Source organism: Erwinia psidii, from assembly GCF_003846135.1.
GTDB classification, from domain to species: Bacteria; Pseudomonadota; Gammaproteobacteria; order Enterobacterales; family Enterobacteriaceae; genus Erwinia; species Erwinia psidii.
Genome location: NZ_RHHM01000024.1, coordinates 1 through 14,863, shown reverse-complemented (window position 1 = coordinate 14,863; position 14,863 = coordinate 1). Strand labels below are relative to the sequence as shown.

At 52.6% G+C, this 14,863-nt stretch carries 19 protein-coding genes and 1 pseudogene; 2 read left to right on the top strand and 18 right to left on the bottom strand.

Annotated features, from left to right (window positions below):
* Window positions 1-60: 60 nt before the first annotated feature.
* From EB241_RS20170 to EB241_RS20140, 7 genes are all read right to left on the bottom strand, one after another.
* Window positions 61-324: a DUF2442 domain-containing protein gene (locus tag EB241_RS20170; protein ID WP_016190699.1), complete on the bottom strand. Its 264-nt coding sequence runs from the start codon at window positions 322-324 to the stop codon at window positions 61-63.
* A complete protein-coding gene (locus EB241_RS20165; protein WP_016190698.1) occupies window positions 305-541 on the bottom strand; it encodes a DUF4160 domain-containing protein in 237 nt (78 codons plus the stop codon). Before EB241_RS20165 ends, EB241_RS20170 begins: the two co-directional genes overlap by 20 nt.
* Before the next feature lie 13 nt (window positions 542-554).
* Window positions 555-1,100, bottom strand: a complete 546-nt coding sequence (locus EB241_RS20160; RefSeq protein ID WP_124234855.1) for a single-stranded DNA-binding protein — start codon at window positions 1,098-1,100, stop codon at window positions 555-557.
* A gap of 12 nt (window positions 1,101-1,112) precedes the next feature.
* The gene (locus EB241_RS20155; RefSeq protein WP_032191374.1) at window positions 1,113-1,316 is read right to left on the bottom strand and encodes a hypothetical protein; all 204 of its coding nucleotides are present in this window, start codon (window positions 1,314-1,316) and stop codon (window positions 1,113-1,115) included.
* 77 nt (window positions 1,317-1,393) lie between these two features.
* Window positions 1,394-1,858 (bottom strand): STY4534 family ICE replication protein, encoded by a 465-nt coding sequence (locus EB241_RS20150; RefSeq protein WP_124234854.1) that lies wholly within the window; start codon window positions 1,856-1,858, stop codon window positions 1,394-1,396.
* 648 nt (window positions 1,859-2,506) lie between these two features.
* Complete coding sequence (locus EB241_RS20145) at window positions 2,507-4,537, bottom strand: DNA topoisomerase III (protein WP_124234853.1); 2,031 nt, start codon at window positions 4,535-4,537, stop codon at window positions 2,507-2,509.
* Between the two features lie 15 nt (window positions 4,538-4,552).
* Window positions 4,553-5,308 (bottom strand): PFL_4669 family integrating conjugative element protein, encoded by a 756-nt coding sequence (locus EB241_RS20140; protein ID WP_124234852.1) that lies wholly within the window; start codon window positions 5,306-5,308, stop codon window positions 4,553-4,555.
* A gap of 70 nt (window positions 5,309-5,378) precedes the next feature.
* On the opposite strand from EB241_RS20140, the gene EB241_RS20135 reads away from it, so the two are divergent.
* Window positions 5,379-5,741, top strand: a complete 363-nt coding sequence (locus tag EB241_RS20135; RefSeq protein WP_124234851.1) for a hypothetical protein — start codon at window positions 5,379-5,381, stop codon at window positions 5,739-5,741.
* On the opposite strand, the gene EB241_RS20130 is transcribed toward EB241_RS20135, so the two are convergent.
* The 10 genes from EB241_RS20130 to EB241_RS20085 all read right to left on the bottom strand — a co-directional run bounded on the left by EB241_RS20130 (window position 5,701) and on the right by EB241_RS20085 (window position 13,552).
* Window positions 5,701-6,939 (bottom strand): STY4528 family pathogenicity island replication protein, encoded by a 1,239-nt coding sequence (locus EB241_RS20130; protein WP_124234850.1) that lies wholly within the window; start codon window positions 6,937-6,939, stop codon window positions 5,701-5,703. The two genes, EB241_RS20135 and EB241_RS20130, sit on opposite strands and share 41 nt — an antisense overlap.
* Before the next feature lie 90 nt (window positions 6,940-7,029).
* Complete coding sequence (locus tag EB241_RS20125; protein WP_116523484.1) at window positions 7,030-7,278, bottom strand: ParE family toxin-like protein; 249 nt, start codon at window positions 7,276-7,278, stop codon at window positions 7,030-7,032.
* Complete coding sequence (locus EB241_RS20120) at window positions 7,275-7,838, bottom strand: DUF2857 domain-containing protein (RefSeq protein WP_233592662.1); 564 nt, start codon at window positions 7,836-7,838, stop codon at window positions 7,275-7,277. The genes EB241_RS20125 and EB241_RS20120 overlap by 4 nt, the downstream gene beginning before the upstream one ends.
* A gap of 41 nt (window positions 7,839-7,879) precedes the next feature.
* Window positions 7,880-8,305: a hypothetical protein gene (locus tag EB241_RS20115; protein WP_116523482.1), complete on the bottom strand. Its 426-nt coding sequence runs from the start codon at window positions 8,303-8,305 to the stop codon at window positions 7,880-7,882.
* The gene (locus EB241_RS20110; protein ID WP_124234879.1) at window positions 8,302-9,024 is read right to left on the bottom strand and encodes a DUF2786 domain-containing protein; all 723 of its coding nucleotides are present in this window, start codon (window positions 9,022-9,024) and stop codon (window positions 8,302-8,304) included. Before EB241_RS20110 ends, EB241_RS20115 begins: the two co-directional genes overlap by 4 nt.
* On the bottom strand, window positions 9,017-10,684 hold the full coding sequence (locus EB241_RS20105) for a ParB family protein (protein WP_124234848.1): 1,668 nt from the start codon (window positions 10,682-10,684) through the stop codon (window positions 9,017-9,019). The genes EB241_RS20110 and EB241_RS20105 overlap by 8 nt, the downstream gene beginning before the upstream one ends.
* Complete coding sequence (gene dnaB-PI, locus EB241_RS20100; protein WP_124234847.1) at window positions 10,681-12,054, bottom strand: SPI-7-type island replicative DNA helicase; 1,374 nt, start codon at window positions 12,052-12,054, stop codon at window positions 10,681-10,683. Before dnaB-PI ends, EB241_RS20105 begins: the two co-directional genes overlap by 4 nt.
* A gap of 9 nt (window positions 12,055-12,063) precedes the next feature.
* A complete protein-coding gene (locus tag EB241_RS20095; protein WP_199737408.1) occupies window positions 12,064-12,306 on the bottom strand; it encodes a hypothetical protein in 243 nt (80 codons plus the stop codon).
* The gene (locus EB241_RS20090; protein ID WP_124234846.1) at window positions 12,303-12,683 is read right to left on the bottom strand and encodes a hypothetical protein; all 381 of its coding nucleotides are present in this window, start codon (window positions 12,681-12,683) and stop codon (window positions 12,303-12,305) included. Before EB241_RS20090 ends, EB241_RS20095 begins: the two co-directional genes overlap by 4 nt.
* Complete coding sequence (locus EB241_RS20085; protein WP_124234845.1) at window positions 12,680-13,552, bottom strand: ParA family protein; 873 nt, start codon at window positions 13,550-13,552, stop codon at window positions 12,680-12,682. The genes EB241_RS20090 and EB241_RS20085 overlap by 4 nt, the downstream gene beginning before the upstream one ends.
* 308 nt (window positions 13,553-13,860) lie before the next feature.
* Between EB241_RS20085 and EB241_RS20080 the strand changes: the two are divergent.
* Window positions 13,861-14,612, top strand: a pseudogene (locus EB241_RS20080) (tyrosine-type recombinase/integrase); the annotation flags it as partial.
* An 18-nt stretch (window positions 14,613-14,630) separates the two neighbouring features.
* Here the strand turns inward: EB241_RS20080 and EB241_RS20075 are convergent.
* On the bottom strand, window positions 14,631-14,863 hold a 233-nt coding region (locus tag EB241_RS20075), incomplete at its 5' end, for an integrase core domain-containing protein (RefSeq protein ID WP_148089652.1).

The following is a 14,863-nucleotide window of genomic DNA, read 5'->3' as shown; positions in this document are numbered from 1 at the left end:
CCACAGATGAAAAAAAACGCCGACCGGAAGGTCAGCGTTCTGTTTGTCAAATTACACCTGTCAGTGTCGTGGAATCGCACCTTTAGCACCACGAAGCAGCCCTTCGGTACTCAGGTCCTCATCCAGTTCAGGCCAGTGGATACCATAGCCAGCACCACACAGCTCCCAGTTTTGTCGCTGCTCAGCAGTACCAGCAGCAAGACGCGGGAACCAGGCAACGGGAACAGAGATACTGCGTCCATCCATGAGATCAACCGTCAGGCGATCATCATCAATACAGACATTCATTACGCGAATATCATTCTCACTTTGTAAAGTAAGCATCCCAGGCCTCCCGGAGTGTTATCTGATATTCTTTAACCAGACGTTGTAATTCACGAAGCTCGTGTGAAGCAAATCCCACACTACGCGCGACACTGATATCATGTAACCATATTTTAGCGGTTGCATTGCCTTTATCAATATGGACATGCGCCGGTTCATTCGGTTCATGGCTGTAAAAGTAGAATCGATAAGCGCCGATCCTTAATACTGTAGGCACAATATTCTCCCTGTCAGATTGCATGTATGGTCACGCGATTAACGCCATAACCACACCCAATGAACGGGATGTCATCGTCAAAATCCATCGGCATGCCGGCAGCAGAGCTTCCGGATGACGACGGCCCAACCTGAGGTGGCTGGCCACTTGATACAGGTTGCTGAGGTTGTCCCCATCCCTGGTGTTGAGAGGAGGTGCTCCCCGACTGCTGACGACTCCCCAGCATCTGCATGCTACCGTTCACGTTGACCACCACTTCGGTAGAATAACGATCCTGGCCATGCTGATCCTGCCATTTACGGGTACGTAACTGGCCTTCAATATACACCTGTGAGCCTTTACGCAGATATTCGCTGGCCACTTCCGCCAGTTTGCCGAACAGCACAACACGGTGCCATTCGGTCTGCTCTTTCATTTCGCCGGTTTGCTTATCGCGCCAACTCTCTGAAGTCGCGATCGACAGCGTGGTCACAGCGTTACTGTTGGGCATATAGCGCACTTCGGGATCCTGGCCTAAATTTCCAACCAGAATGACTTTGTTAATTCCACGTGAAGCCATGATGCTTTCTCCTTATGCCCACTCACGTTGAGTCCAGGCACCAGTGGTGAACGCCTGAACCGCTTTTTTATGGGTGCTGAAGTATTCTTCAGACTCACGGGAAACAGGCCCCTCATGATTTGCCGTACCGATATAATAACCGCGACCGCTTTTGAGCACCTGTAAAGGTAAAGTAAAGCCGGACTCTGCTGCCAGAATTCCTGTTGAATTATTCATGATGTGTTTCCTTAATAAAGAAAACAGACCTCCCTGAAGGAAGGTCCGTTATTCAGGGAGGTGAGGGTAAAAATAACTCAGAAAGAATTTTCAGCGTATTCGGGCTGAGCAGAACCATTCTGAGGCGGTATGGAGTCCGGTTTTTCAGTTTTATAAACCATATCCTGGCCTATTTTTATCCAGTCCACTTTTATTAAGCGGGCTTTCAGGCTGACACGCTGCTCGCCGGCATGATCGCCTTTGTTAAGCGTAAAGATATCCGTGGACGGATTACTTAAGGTGAAGCCGATAAGGACTTTTTTATCCTCATCAACGGCTTTCTGGCAGCGGCCAATCAGACTGGTCGCTTCTTTGCCGGCAACGGAAACATCAAAGCGAACATATACCGGGTTATCCGTCGGACCACTCAGTGCGTTAATCACGCAACTGAGAAAAGAGCCGTTCTGAAGATTGACCTGGCGAATATTGCTGAGATACCCCAGACCTTTAATGGTCAGGTTGAAATATTCCGTTTTGCCGGAAGCAGGATTATTTACAGACATGATGTTTTCTCCATGGAGGTAAAAATAAGATACGACGGAGAAAACATCTGCCCGGACGGGAGTGTTTTTCCCGTCGGGGAGTCAGAATTAGCTAAATTCCGACTGTCTGGTGAGTCATTAAGAAACCTTCATCGCCGCGTCATAGTGCGCTTGTACTGGCGATATCTGCTTTCAAAGGTGTGCAGATGTACCACATTCAATATGCTCTCCCTTTCAGGCTGCGGGAGAATTCTTTTGCAGCCACCCGAAGGCGTTTCTCACAGACCGCTGAAACATTGGTGGTCGTAAACACGACAATTAAGCACGACCATCATTAAACTGCCCGGCGAGAATGTCAACCTGAAACCAGAGGAGGTGCTGCTGCGAGTTGCAGAATAAAAAAAGGCGCCGTTGCCGACGCCCTTATGGCCAGTACCAGAACCTGCGGTGTCTCATCATTCTCCGGGGATTAAGGACATTATCCCGACGCGGTTTTCACGGAGTGCATACGTCTTGCAGGCCAGTCGGAACGTACAATTCACTGCCTGCCGGGCCAGGCTATCATCAGACCCCGTTAAAGTCCGTAACAGCCCCGTAGCCTGCGGGGTACCTTTGCATCAAAGCGGGTTTACAATAGCAGAACTTACTGCCCTAGTGTACCCAAAACCATTATTGCGGTGCTGAGAATTCCGCTTTCGTCTTTGCTGCCGTTTTTTTGCCCCGAATAGTTTTCCGCCCCTTTCCGCCGCTTTTCCCAGCAACAATACCGTTACATTCTGGATAACGAATACATCCCCAGAAGTCTCCGTTTTTTCCCTTACGCTTGCGGGTCAGGCCCTTACAGAGCGGGCAGGGAGGCGTCACAGGCGCGGTAATTTTCACTGTATCAGATCGCCCTTTGTCAACCAGATGACGGGTCCACTGCAGCTGTTTTTGCATAAAGGTGTCCAGCGACATTTTTCCCTGAGCAATATCGTCAAGCGCCTGTTCCCACAGCGCGGTCATACCGGGGCTGGTCAGCGTTTCAGGCAACGCCGCTATCAGTTCCCTGGCCAGCAACGTGGCGTGGATATGTTTGCCTTTTTTCTCCAGGTAATGACGGGAGAAAAGTGTCTCCAGTACCCCGGCCCGGGTCGCTTCGGTTCCCAGTCCCGCATTATCACGCAGCACTTTTTTCAGCTTCGGATCGCTGACGAAACTGGCAGCATTTTTCATCGCGGCAATCAGCGTGCCCTCGGTAAAGGGTTTTGGTGGGCTGGTGACCTTATCCCCGACACTGGCGCCATTTACGATACAACTGTCACCTTTGTTCAGAGCTGGCAACGCCATATCATCATCCTCAGGCGGATCTTCCTGAATATCTTTCTGAAACAAACACGTCCAGCCCGTTATAACATTGACTTTCCCCCTGGCCAGGAACAGCTGGCCGCCGATATTAAAAGAAGCATCGGTCACATCAGACTCCTGCAGCGGCAGGAACTGGGCAAAATAATGCTGTCGAATAAGCTGATAAACCTTCAGCTCATCCGCACTGAGGCGCGAGAGGTCAAATGCCTGACGTGTAGGAATAATGGCATGGTGTGCCGTGATTTTTTTATCATTCCAGACCCGGGAGACAAACCCGCGGTCCAGTTGAGCCAGCACCGGTGCCACTGACGGATCGGATTTGGCAACAGAGCCCATTACTTCCAGTATTTCCTTCTGCATTGATGTCGGAAGATAACCACAGTCGGTCCGCGGATAGGTCGTCGCTTTGTGCGTCTCATATAATGACTGGGCGACAGCCAGCGTCTCTTTGGCCCTCATCCCGAATTTACGGGAGCAAACCAGCTGCAGCGTTCCCAGATCGAAGCAAAGCGGAGCCGGTGTTTTATCACGCTTTTGACTCACTTCCAGTACTGTTGCACCTTTCTGCTGCTGACAGAGTTGTCCGACAGCGTTCGCCGCCTGCTTATTCACGCAGCGCTTTTCGTCATCGCAGTACTGCGCCGCCGCCTGCCAGGTCGCCCTGAAGCGCACGCCATCTTTCTCAAGCAGAGCCGGCACCTGCCACCAGGGGACCGGGACAAAATCAGCGATTTCCTTATCACGGTTAACCACTATCGCCAGCGTCGGCGTCTGAACCCGACCAACGGACAACACGTCGGAAACACCGGATTCACGAGCTATCAAAGTATACAAACGGGTCAGATTCATGCCGATGAGCCAGTCCGCCCTACTACGCCCCAGCCCTGCATCATACAGTTTTGCCGTTTTTTCCCCGGGGAGAATACCGGCCAGAGCCTCACGGACGCTGGCTTCGTCCAGCGCGGATAACCACAGCCGACGTACCGCGCCACGATATCCGCAATACGCCAGCAGCTCACGGGCGATAACCTCACCTTCCCGGTCAGCATCGGTGGCAATGATCACCTCTCCGGCCTGCTTCAGCAGCTTACTGATAACCGTGAACTGATCCCGGGTCTGGGGTTTGACCACCATTTTCCAGCTATCAGGTAAAACCGGAAGCACATCGGCCCGCCAGGGTTTACCAAACTGCTCGCCATAAGCATCCGGGCTGGCCTGCTCCAGCAGATGGCCGATGGCCCAGGTGACGGTGATATTGCCACCGCTGATAAATCCCTGTCCCCGTTTGCTGATGCCGAGAACCCGCGCAATATCTTTCGCCTGAGACGGTTTCTCACACAGATAAAGCTGCATGTCTCACCTCCCCTCTCAGCTCTTTTCGCTCTGGCGAACAAAGTGTTCCCGCAGAGGCGATGAAAAAGAAGATCGCTTTTTACCGGAGAAAATATCGGGATCGGGTTCACCCAACCGCGCCAGGGCTTCTTTCCCGCGGGCGGTCAGATTAATAATATCGCTTCGGTTAACCGCCACGGTGTAATAAGGCTGAATAGCCCCATAAACCTGTCTGACAGCATGTCCGCCTCTGTTGAGATACTGATCGCGCTGAGCGCGTGAAATCAGCCCATAATGGAAAGCCTGAAACGCTTTCATTGCCAGTTGGTCATAACCAACCAGCAGCCATACGCACCGGTACCCCAGGGGGGAACGACTGTAAACGCTGATATTCAGAGGATGCGCAGACGCAATATCAGAAAGCGTTATTCCTTTGGGAACCGCTGTCAGGATCACATCCAGCTCATTCACTATCTTACCGATCTTAGTGGAAGCACTATTAATCGTGGTTTCCAGCTTCACCAGTACCATATCAGCATAAGGGTTATCTGCTGCTGAATCCCGTGAAGCCACCCCGGCACGCTGAATGGCCTTTGGCATACTAATGATTTCAGGCCGCTTTTTCTCATGGGGACTACGGGAATTACTGTCACTTTGCTTACGCCCTTCCCATAATCTGATGGCATAGTGAGTATGAAGTTCCACCGAAAGCGCGGACTGTAGTGCGCCTGCCCGCGGTGAAGATGCTTCATTACCGACCTTAGCATCCGCGTTCTTTTTACCCTTTTCCATATATAGCCCCTTGCTGTTGCGATATCTCAGTCAGGATTGAGATAGTCCTCAGCAAGAGGAGACTCGACAATTGAAAACCAGATCGCCGGGTGTTGAAATTTTGATTTATCCATTACCCATGAATGAAGAACACTTTTCAACCACTGTTGGCAGTGCCAACACCGTACACTTTTTAACTACTGTTGCCCGGGGCAACACCGTGCACTTTTTAACCACTGTTGCCCGGGGCAACACCGCACACTTTTTAACCACTGTTGCTCGGGGCAACACCGTACAATTTTTAACCACTGTTGCCCGGGGCAACACCGTACACTTTTTAACCGCTGTTGCCCGGGGCAACACCGTACACTTTTTAACCACTGATGGCAGTGCCAGCACCATACACTTTTTAATCATCGGGTATTATGTCTCAGTTGTTCCCGGAGACTGGTGACGTAATTCCTGACCTGCTCTTCAGAAGCTGCCGCAGGTCGCGGAGGCGCGGAAAACGGCTGTTGTTCAGGTCGGCATGGTCGCGTCTGAGTCTCCGGCTGAACCGGTTGCGGTTGCTTAACGGGTCTGAAAGTCCCCTCCCGGGCTTTTTTCATCACCGCCAGCATCCAGCCGAGCGGGTTGTCCACTCGCTGCCTGGCCATCAGATTCTGCAGGGTAAACAGGACCTGTTGTGCCTGCTCTTCAGGAAGGGCCTGAAGCTGGCGAATCAGCATCGCCTGGTCTTCCTGCGACACCACAGCTTTCAGCGCATCAGGCAACACAACCGGATTGTCCACGTACGTTTTTTTATTCACACTGTGTGTGAAACTACGTACGTAATGGTTCGGTTTCTGAACTCTGTGGCAATCCCCTGATTTTACTGGCAGTTCGGATTCCGAACTCTGTATTATTCGCTCCGGATCCTGACTGAGTTCGGTTTCCGTACTCAGCTCGCAATGGTCATTTATTGTTCTATTTACACTGAGTTCGGATCCCGAACCCTGTTCCGGGGTTAATAATGAAGGATGCTGCCGCGTGGCTAACTGACCGGCATTTTGTGGCCGACCCAGGCGGTTTTCAAGAAGAGACAGGTGGCTATGGTAGTGCCGCATTGTGGGATCGGTTTTAATCTCGTCCAGCACATCCCGGGCGGTCTGACTGACCGTCCGGTTTTTACTCAGGCAGGCATCGGCAACAACATCGAGAAAACGCGGATCCAGTGATTCTGCATCCCGGAAAGTCAGGGGCTCGTCATGTTGTGCATAGATATTACCGCGAACCCGCCCTTTATCATCGCGAACCCGCTTACACAGGCTAAGCCAGCCGGTTATTCGTAGCATCAGCAACACCCGGCTGACGGTTTCACGGGAGGCTTTACCTTTACCCGGGGAAGCCAGTTGCAGTTGCAGCTCATCATAACTGGGGAATATCGCGCCTTCATTATTCTGCGCATACAGGCGGATCATCATCCAGCCCATCTTATCAAGGGGGGAAAGCCGCGGATCCAGCAACAGCCTTCGGGGGATGGCATCATGCATGTTCCCCGTAAACAGCAGGCCGCTGCGTACCCGTCCGTCATCGCGCAGCGGATTTGCCGCCAGACGGGCATTCATTTTTTCCAGCGTAAACGCTATCAGGCTGTCCGCAGGCAGCGTCATATCCTCTTCCTTATGATGGCTCCCATCAGGCCATTCTGTTCTGTCAGTAAGCTTATGCCTGCATCCGCGTACAGATGCAGGATAAACACACTATTTGCGGATCGCTGAGTTATACCGCCCGTGACTCAGCAGTAACCAGGTTCTGCCCCCGTTACGACTGAGCAGACGCCAGAACGGACCAATATTGATCTTGACGTATCCACAGCCCCGGTCCTCAAGCCGGGTATAATGACGATCGCCATGATGAAACTCACTGACCAGCCGTAGGGCTTTACGGCAACATTGCGATGGTACGCCGGGGGAAGCCCACAGACCGGGGCCCACGTTTTTCATCCTCATGCACGCTTCCTCGCAGAAGTTTTCGGGGACTGACCCACAGACTGGCGGGGTGTGGTTCTGTGCCATCCTTTCACCGCATGCCAGACTGAGGTCAGGGGGATATTCAGTTGCTCTGCGGCCAGCATCATGACATCAAGCCCGTCCGGGCTTTCCACCTCTTCAACGCCTGATTTCTGCCACAGCCGCCAGATATCCGCATTATCTTCATCCCCGAGCGTATTGCCACGTCCGGAACGGGCTTCGATACCGGCGATCCTGCGACGGGCCGCCACATCCGTACTGGAAAGCCCGAAAAACGTCTGCATCAGCTCTATCGAACTGCCCAGCGCCAGTGCCCGGTCGATGCGTTGCATGCGCTTTTGCTCCATTCTGGCCCGCTGCAGCATGCTGACCAGATTGCTGTGATCGATGCTGACGCTGACCACAGAAACTTCGCTGTTTGCGAGATAATGCAGCTCCTCAAGGGAGAGCCCCTGCAGCATCTGCATCTCTTCGCGCTTAATCCCCAGCGACTCACAGCGGCGGAGATAGCCACTTTTTAGATCCATCACCAGCTGCATCAGCAGCCCGTTTGCAGCCTGAGATAAACCACCGGAATTAGTCACTCAACACCTCCGGGAGACAAGATAAACAGAAAGATAAGCGGGACAATTAAGAAGCTACATGCCCCCCACACAAGGAAAACAACTGGAAAAACCGCCTCCCGGATGAAGAGAGAAAAATCGTAGTCCCATTTCCAGAAAATAAAGCTGTAACCCAGCCAACCCACATGACAAAGGAGTAATGTAGCCAGCGGAGGCAGGAGCATCGCCCCCCAGATATACGTCCACGAAATTCCCCCCAGGAAACTCACAGTCATCCACAGCAGCACAGAAAAGAGGCTGGCAACAGCCAGTCCCCGTAAAACGGGGGCAGAAAATGCCGGAACGACACTGGGATACATATCTGCGGCCAGCAGCCCCAGTACCACACCGCACCACAGACAATGGGAGGCACCCGACAGCAACATCCGTTGATGTTTCGTCATGATGTATGCTCCTCCCGGTAACCAATAGCGGCCGTATTTTCACCTTCAACACCATGATGCAACCTGGCGCTCTTACCCGCCTCATAACCCCGGTGGCGGGCAAGATCGCCTCCGCGGCAACTTTTCAATTCCCGGATGGTCGCCGTCTTCATATTCTGGTTATCCATCCATTGAGTCATCAGTTGCATTTCCTGTTCTGTAACCCGGAAAACCGTGATGACGCGACGCATGCCGTCAACCCACCCGGAACGAAAAAGCTCTGCCCGGTTTCGGCGGGTCGTCAGCTTCAGCTTCTTACTCTGGGTTTTCAGGTATACCGCAGTGGCATCTTTCAACTGCCGGGTCAACACGTCAAAGGCATAAGCCGCCACGGCAGGCCGTTCACTGAAACCGTAAAATGTCACGGTCCGTCGACAGTCGCCCGATGATGTATTTCGCCATGAGAAGTAAGGGCGACAGCCAAAGGCATGGCCAACTGCCCATGCCAGACGGGTCATCCACTCAGGCACCTTTTCGGCCTCTGATGGTGCACTATGAGAGGCAACTTCACGAACTGACGAAAGAGTGGCGTCCAGCTCGCTGATACCATATTTTTCCATCAGGCGCTGCGCCCTTGAAAGCGCCAGTCCGGCTTCATGGGCATTGCTGTTGCTTCGACTCAGTTCCAGTAGTTTCCTGACCAGACTGACCAACCGCTCCTGGCGTTTGTCATTATTCATCATGCTCCTCCTCCACCACCGTTACGCCACGTTGCAGTTCCCGCAGGCGGCGCATGACACGCATCAGCCTCAGCAGTTTTATGGCATTTTCATCATCAAGAACCGGCACATACTGCTGTGCAGAACCGCCGATCAGCACAACATCCATCCCGGTTGCCGGACACTGCGCCGGGCAACACCCGGCAAGGGACAAAAGGAAGGCGGCCGGCGCACTGCAGTTATCACCTGCGGCACAATAGCCAGGCGACAGACTGCTGGCGCGATCTGGCAGAATTTCATCTTCACATCCCAGTTTTTCACCCAACTCCCACGCCATGATGAAAGCCATATTCTGCAGATGTTCGATATCGTCCTGATAAGCCGGAACAGACCAGATCGCATCTCCGGCAATGTGACAGGCCGGATGCAGGGTCTCCTCCTCATCCTCAAGCTCCGGCGCCAGCATGGAGATCAGCGTCTCATCGCTGTCGGTTTCATCATGGTCCGGAGAAAGCCCCGGGCCCATGTCGTCACCCGAAATAACAGGGGAACCGCCATACATATCGGGCTGTATCTCTGTACGAGGCAACAGTGCAGGCGCTTCCTTATTGCTCTCGGGCGATACCCGTGAATCTGCATCCTGCTGCGGAACCGCTGGCGTGGCAGGCGGCAGCTCAGACGATGCTGTCGGCGGAACAAAATCAAGCCCGGGTGAAGTTTCCTGAATGCTGTCAGTGGACAACGGTGGTACCGCCTCCTGAGGACGGGTAGCCTCTTCAGGTTCGCCAAAGTGATAGCGCCGGTTACGCTCGCCAGGATCCAGTTCCATCATCCAGCGGTCATAATTCAGTTCCGGATGCGGCAGCGCCAGCAGCAGATCACCAATAAATTCATCGCGGAACATTTCCGGCGACCACAAATCAGGGGAGTTGAACTTACGGCAACATTCACCAAATACATCGGTGAAGCATTTATCGCTTCGTTCAGACAGAAGGCAAAACTGATCCCAGACTTTCTCCGCATCCTGTCGTATCGCCAGAAGAGAGGTAATCTGGTGCCGCCCCAGCCCGGACTCCAGCAAATCCGGTATCCAGGGGTAAAGATGGGTAAGGGTGCTTTCCATACGACTGATACTTGAGGCATCAATCGGTAATCCCTGCTCAGTCAGTAACTTTGACAACTCCCGCATCGAAACCGGTTTATCCAGCTGTTCTTCATAGATAATCCGAGCCTTATGGACCCCCCGGGCCTTTTCAATAAAGGACAGATCGCCACGAACCTCATTCTCCGCGAGATGACCAATCACACACTGGAGCCGCCCGGGCCAGGGTTTCACGAGCACATGGATGCGGAAAAACCGCTCTTCCCCCGTTTCATGCCACAGTTCCGTCAGTATCTGATAACGGGTGTTACCACCATCACTGAAAATGTATTTATTCGGATCGCCATCCGGATCGCGGGTGACTTTCGGCACCGTATCCAGCCCGCGGGCCTTAATTGACGCCTTTATCTCGTCATAGCGTGGATTACGCGATGTTCGGGGGTTATCCGGGTTTGGCGCCAGTTGCTCAATCGTCAGAACCATTGGCATTTCAACCACCATTGTGCTCTCAACGCTACCCGAGGTCCTGCGGCCCGGCTGGAGCATGGATGCCCCAATATTCGTGCGGTTACGGCTCATACCCGACCTCCTGTCCTGTGGTACCCGAGGTCATATCCCCCTTCCTGATACTCGGAAAAAAGCGTATAGCGGCCATCAAACTGCACTTTCACCGTTCCGGTTGGTCCCTGCCGCTGCTTACCGATAATGATTTCTGCCACACCCGGCGTCATGGTGCCCGGGTTATACACCTCATCCCGGTAGATAAACATAATGAGGTCGGCATCCTGTTCGAGCGCCCCCGAATCACGCAGATCGCCGTTATTGGGACGTTTATCCGCCCGCTGCTCCACCTGACGATTGAGCTGAGAAAGCGCCAGCACGGGACACCCGAACTCCTTGCCCATCGCCTTAAGAGAGCGCGATATCTCAGCGATCTCCTGAGTCCGGTTTTCCTGCTCAGGAGAGCGGATCAGTTGCAGGTAGTCGACCATTATTAGGGCAGGATTGCCGTACTTGCGGACATAGCGGCGGGTACGGGCGCGTAAGGTTGCCGGTGTCTGATAGCTTGTGTCATCTATAATCAGACGATTATTCCACTGAATAATCTCCTTCATGGCCTGTGAAAGGCGGGCCCATTCTTCATCGCCCAGTGATGCACTACGAAGCCTGCTGAGCTCAACCCGCCCCTCCATAGACATCAGACGCATGGAGAGCTGTTCTTCCGGCATTTCCATGCTGTAGACAAAAACGTAATCATCCGGTTTTCCCCGAACAGCGGCGGCACATGTAGCCAGCGCCAGAGCGGTTTTCCCCATCGATGGCCGTGCGGCCAGCAAAACCAGATCGCCCGGCTGCAGGCCGCAGGTCATCTCGTCCAGCTGGCTGAAACCGGTTGGCGTACCGGTCAGACCGTCCAGCGCCATCATGGCTTCAAGCCGGCTGACCAGCGTGTCCATGGCATCGTTTATGGTAGTTTCAGTACCTGCCTGCAGCATGCCCCGCTCAGCAATGCAGAACAGCTGGTTCTCAGCTACCTCCAGAACGTCAGATGAACGCGCATTCAACGCCTGTACGTCAGCAACCAGCATATTGCCGACGCTCTGCAGCTTGCGTAGCCGGCTTTTTTCCGCCACCACCCCTGCATATGCCAGAATATTGGCGGCCGATGGCGTGTTCTTACTCAACTCAGCCAGATAAGCAAAGCCGCCAACCCGCTCCAGCAAACCTGCATTCTCCATCCGGTCAGAGAGCGTAATCAGATCCAGCGGCTGGCTTTCACCAACCAGCTCGGCCATTGCCCGGTAAATGGCGCGGTGCCAGCCCACAAAGAAATCATCCGGTGCCAGCAATAAAACCACGTCATCCCAGCGGTCGTTATCCAGCATTAATCCGCCCAGAACGGCCTGCTCTGCTTCTGCCGAGTGGGGCATATTTGTTTTTTTATCCATAGTCCCTCCTCAGTCGAAATCCGGTGTGCAAGGGTGGCTCAGGAACTCAGGACAACAGGAACAAACCCCCATCCCTGTTTCGCGATTCACCTTAAGCCAGTAACAGGTTTCACGGTATTCGTTCACACAGGCGTTACTGTCTGTACAGCCGCATCCGACACAGGTTGCAGGCTCAGTTCCGACAGGTTTATCGTCATAAGGCTGCCGCTCCGGAAGCTGCGCCAGAATGGCATTGATGGTCATGTTGCTCATACCGGCACCTCCCGCAGTGCATTTTCCAGCACTTCACGCAGGCGTGGTGACGCGATAAGAATCAAAGGCTCCGTATCATAAATTGCCCTTCCTCCCCCCCAGCCACATTCAAGCAACGGCATACCCGGCGGTACTGACGTTCCCAGGGCCATATCACGTAATTCTTTCTCATCACAGAGATTATGAAATTCGATGTGTGCCGGCTTATCATCCCACTGACTTGCTTTACTTATTCCCCATTCCTCAGCCAGCCGCTCGTAAATCCGCTCTTTTGCTGTTTCCCGATCCGGCGCGTCGACGAAAACAAAAACTTCTTCCTGGAATTTACGTGTGTTAATTGCATAAGCGACAGCCCGCCAAATTAGATTCCGGCTCATACGCGAACCTCCCGAGAAAGGACGTCATCAAAGAACGCTTTCCACTCCGGAAACAACTCGCAGGCAAGGCTGTGAATGGTATCTGCCGCCGCAGGTCCCTTACGCCGGGTTTTATATTCAAGCCGGTGAACCGGCTGTGACTTAACATGGCCCAGTTTGAAGATATCCAGTTGCTCGATACAGGTATCGAGCAGACTGAACATATTTCGCTCTCCCAATACACTGCTGTCATACAGCTTCTCGCTGATAATTTTTGAGAGACTGTCCATCGCCTCCCGGTCAAGAAGCGTATTTTCGAAACAGTTCACGAGAATAGAGATGTCAGGCAGGTGTATACCGTAATTTTCGTAGGTTTTGAGGCGGGAAAACATATGCAGGGAACCGCGAATAAACTCGCGAACGTCGGGAAGTATGGGTTTCACAACTCCCATGACGCGGCCGGTTGACGCAAGTATGGAAAGCTCAGTCATCACCCCAGTGGCACCTTTGGAGTCGATAATAATTGCCCCGTAGCGGGCAAAGGTAGGATGCTGAAGAATATTCCTTAAGCGGATACGACCGTCTGCCGCGTGTAGCATCGCTGTCGGCAAAAGTTCGTCCGGATCGTTTGAATAAATAAGGTCCAGATTATCAATTGAAGTCTGAGAAATAGCCTGAATTGGGTCGGGGATCGTCTGCATGAGAAGCTCATACAGCCCGAACGGCGCTTCTTTATTAAGAGCAAAAATGCTGCTGGCCGTCGGCTGGGTCCAGTCTGCATCAATAAGAAGTGTCTTCACACCAGCATCGGCAAGAAAACCAGCAAGGTAAGCAGCGAAAGTCGATTTACCTTCACCGCCTTTTGGGGAAATAACGGGTAAAATTTTCATAGTTTGTACGTTCACTCATGTAACGTACAAACGCCCTTTTACATCCGATTAACACCTGCGAAGGGATTGAAAATCCCCGTGTCCTTGGTTCGATTCCGAGTCCGGGCACCACTAATTCATATCAACGGACCTCCACGGAGGTCCGTTTTTGCATTCTAACCCTCCAGAAATCAACACTTCTACAATCCCTTAACTCCACCCAACTCAATCAACTTCAACCCGCATCAAGTCCCTTGCGAGGGTGCAACTGACGGTATCGTCTGATTCGATAAAATTTATACCCCTTTTACTACCAGGAGATACCGCCAATGGCGCTCACTGACGCTAAAATCCGTGCAGCTAAACCGGATGAAAAACCTTATAAACTTGCCGACAGCGGCAACATGTTTTTGCTTGTTCACCCTAACGGCTCGCGCTACTGGCGGCTCCGCTACCGGTTTCTGGGCAAAGAGAAAACTCTCGCTTTGGGTGTCTATCCTGAAGTCTCGTTATCAGAAGCAAGGGAAAAACGCGATGCGGCGAGGAAGCTGATAGCTGAGGGAACTGACCCGTGCGAACATAAAAGGATCAAAAAGTTTGTACCAGAGACAGCACAGACATTTGAAGGTATCGCAAGACAGTAACATAAGAGCAACAAAAAATGGTCAGCTTCACATAGTGAGAAAATACTGAAAAGTCTCGAGACTCATGTTTTCCCCTTTATCGGCTCACGTGATCTTACCACCTCAGGACTCCCGATTTACTTATCCCCGTTAAAGCAGCTGAAGCTAAAGAGATATATGAGATTGCAGCCCGCCTTCAGCAGCGTATCACTGCAATCATGCGCTATGCTGCCCAGTCAGGCATTATCAGCTATAACCCTGCCGTGGATATGGCTGGCGCTTTAACGACGGTGAAACGCCAGCATCGCCCTGCCCTCGCCTTAAATCGCATTTCAGAGCTACTTGAACGACTGGATGCATACAGAGGACAACCTCTCACCCGGCTGGCAACTAAACTCACCCTGCTTATCTTCATCCGTTCCAGCGAACTACGCTTTGCCAGGTGGTCTGAGATCGACTTCAAGAAAGTGTAGGGGTCAACTAAAACTGGCCACCGTTTTAGAGTTTTTCCAGTATCGGTTTTCTGATTCGTTTGGTGGCAACCCGCCGTTATATTCGTGCGGTCTGAACACACTGTAATACCTAACGATATAGTCCGTTATTGCGCGAGCTGCATCGCTAAAGCTTATGTAACCCGTCACTGGCACCCATTCATTTTTCAGGCTCCTGAAGAAGCGTTCCATTGGGCTATTATCCCAGCAATTCCCAC

What these genes read in the sequence shown, in the direction of transcription:
- EB241_RS20170 (WP_016190699.1), bottom strand. Translation starts at nt 324, where the DNA reads ATGCTTACTTTACAAAGTGAGAATGATATTCGCGTAATGAATGTCTGT.
- EB241_RS20160 (WP_124234855.1), bottom strand. Translation starts at nt 1,100, where the DNA reads ATGGCTTCACGTGGAATTAACAAAGTCATTCTGGTTGGAAATTTAGGC.
- EB241_RS20155 (WP_032191374.1), bottom strand. Translation starts at nt 1,316, where the DNA reads ATGAATAATTCAACAGGAATTCTGGCAGCAGAGTCCGGCTTTACTTTA.
- EB241_RS20150 (WP_124234854.1), bottom strand. Translation starts at nt 1,858, where the DNA reads ATGTCTGTAAATAATCCTGCTTCCGGCAAAACGGAATATTTCAACCTG.
- EB241_RS20145 (WP_124234853.1), bottom strand. Translation starts at nt 4,537, where the DNA reads ATGCAGCTTTATCTGTGTGAGAAACCGTCTCAGGCGAAAGATATTGCG.
- EB241_RS20140 (WP_124234852.1), bottom strand. Translation starts at nt 5,308, where the DNA reads ATGGAAAAGGGTAAAAAGAACGCGGATGCTAAGGTCGGTAATGAAGCA.
- EB241_RS20130 (WP_124234850.1), bottom strand. Translation starts at nt 6,939, where the DNA reads ATGACGCTGCCTGCGGACAGCCTGATAGCGTTTACGCTGGAAAAAATG.
- EB241_RS20125 (WP_116523484.1), bottom strand. Translation starts at nt 7,278, where the DNA reads ATGAGGATGAAAAACGTGGGCCCCGGTCTGTGGGCTTCCCCCGGCGTA.
- EB241_RS20120 (WP_233592662.1), bottom strand. Translation starts at nt 7,838, where the DNA reads ATGCAGCTGGTGATGGATCTAAAAAGTGGCTATCTCCGCCGCTGTGAG.
- EB241_RS20115 (WP_116523482.1), bottom strand. Translation starts at nt 8,305, where the DNA reads ATGACGAAACATCAACGGATGTTGCTGTCGGGTGCCTCCCATTGTCTG.
- EB241_RS20110 (WP_124234879.1), bottom strand. Translation starts at nt 9,024, where the DNA reads ATGAATAATGACAAACGCCAGGAGCGGTTGGTCAGTCTGGTCAGGAAA.
- EB241_RS20105 (WP_124234848.1), bottom strand. Translation starts at nt 10,684, where the DNA reads ATGAGCCGTAACCGCACGAATATTGGGGCATCCATGCTCCAGCCGGGC.
- dnaB-PI (WP_124234847.1), bottom strand. Translation starts at nt 12,054, where the DNA reads ATGGATAAAAAAACAAATATGCCCCACTCGGCAGAAGCAGAGCAGGCC.
- EB241_RS20095 (WP_199737408.1), bottom strand. Translation starts at nt 12,306, where the DNA reads ATGAGCAACATGACCATCAATGCCATTCTGGCGCAGCTTCCGGAGCGG.
- EB241_RS20090 (WP_124234846.1), bottom strand. Translation starts at nt 12,683, where the DNA reads ATGAGCCGGAATCTAATTTGGCGGGCTGTCGCTTATGCAATTAACACA.
- EB241_RS20085 (WP_124234845.1), bottom strand. Translation starts at nt 13,552, where the DNA reads ATGAAAATTTTACCCGTTATTTCCCCAAAAGGCGGTGAAGGTAAATCG.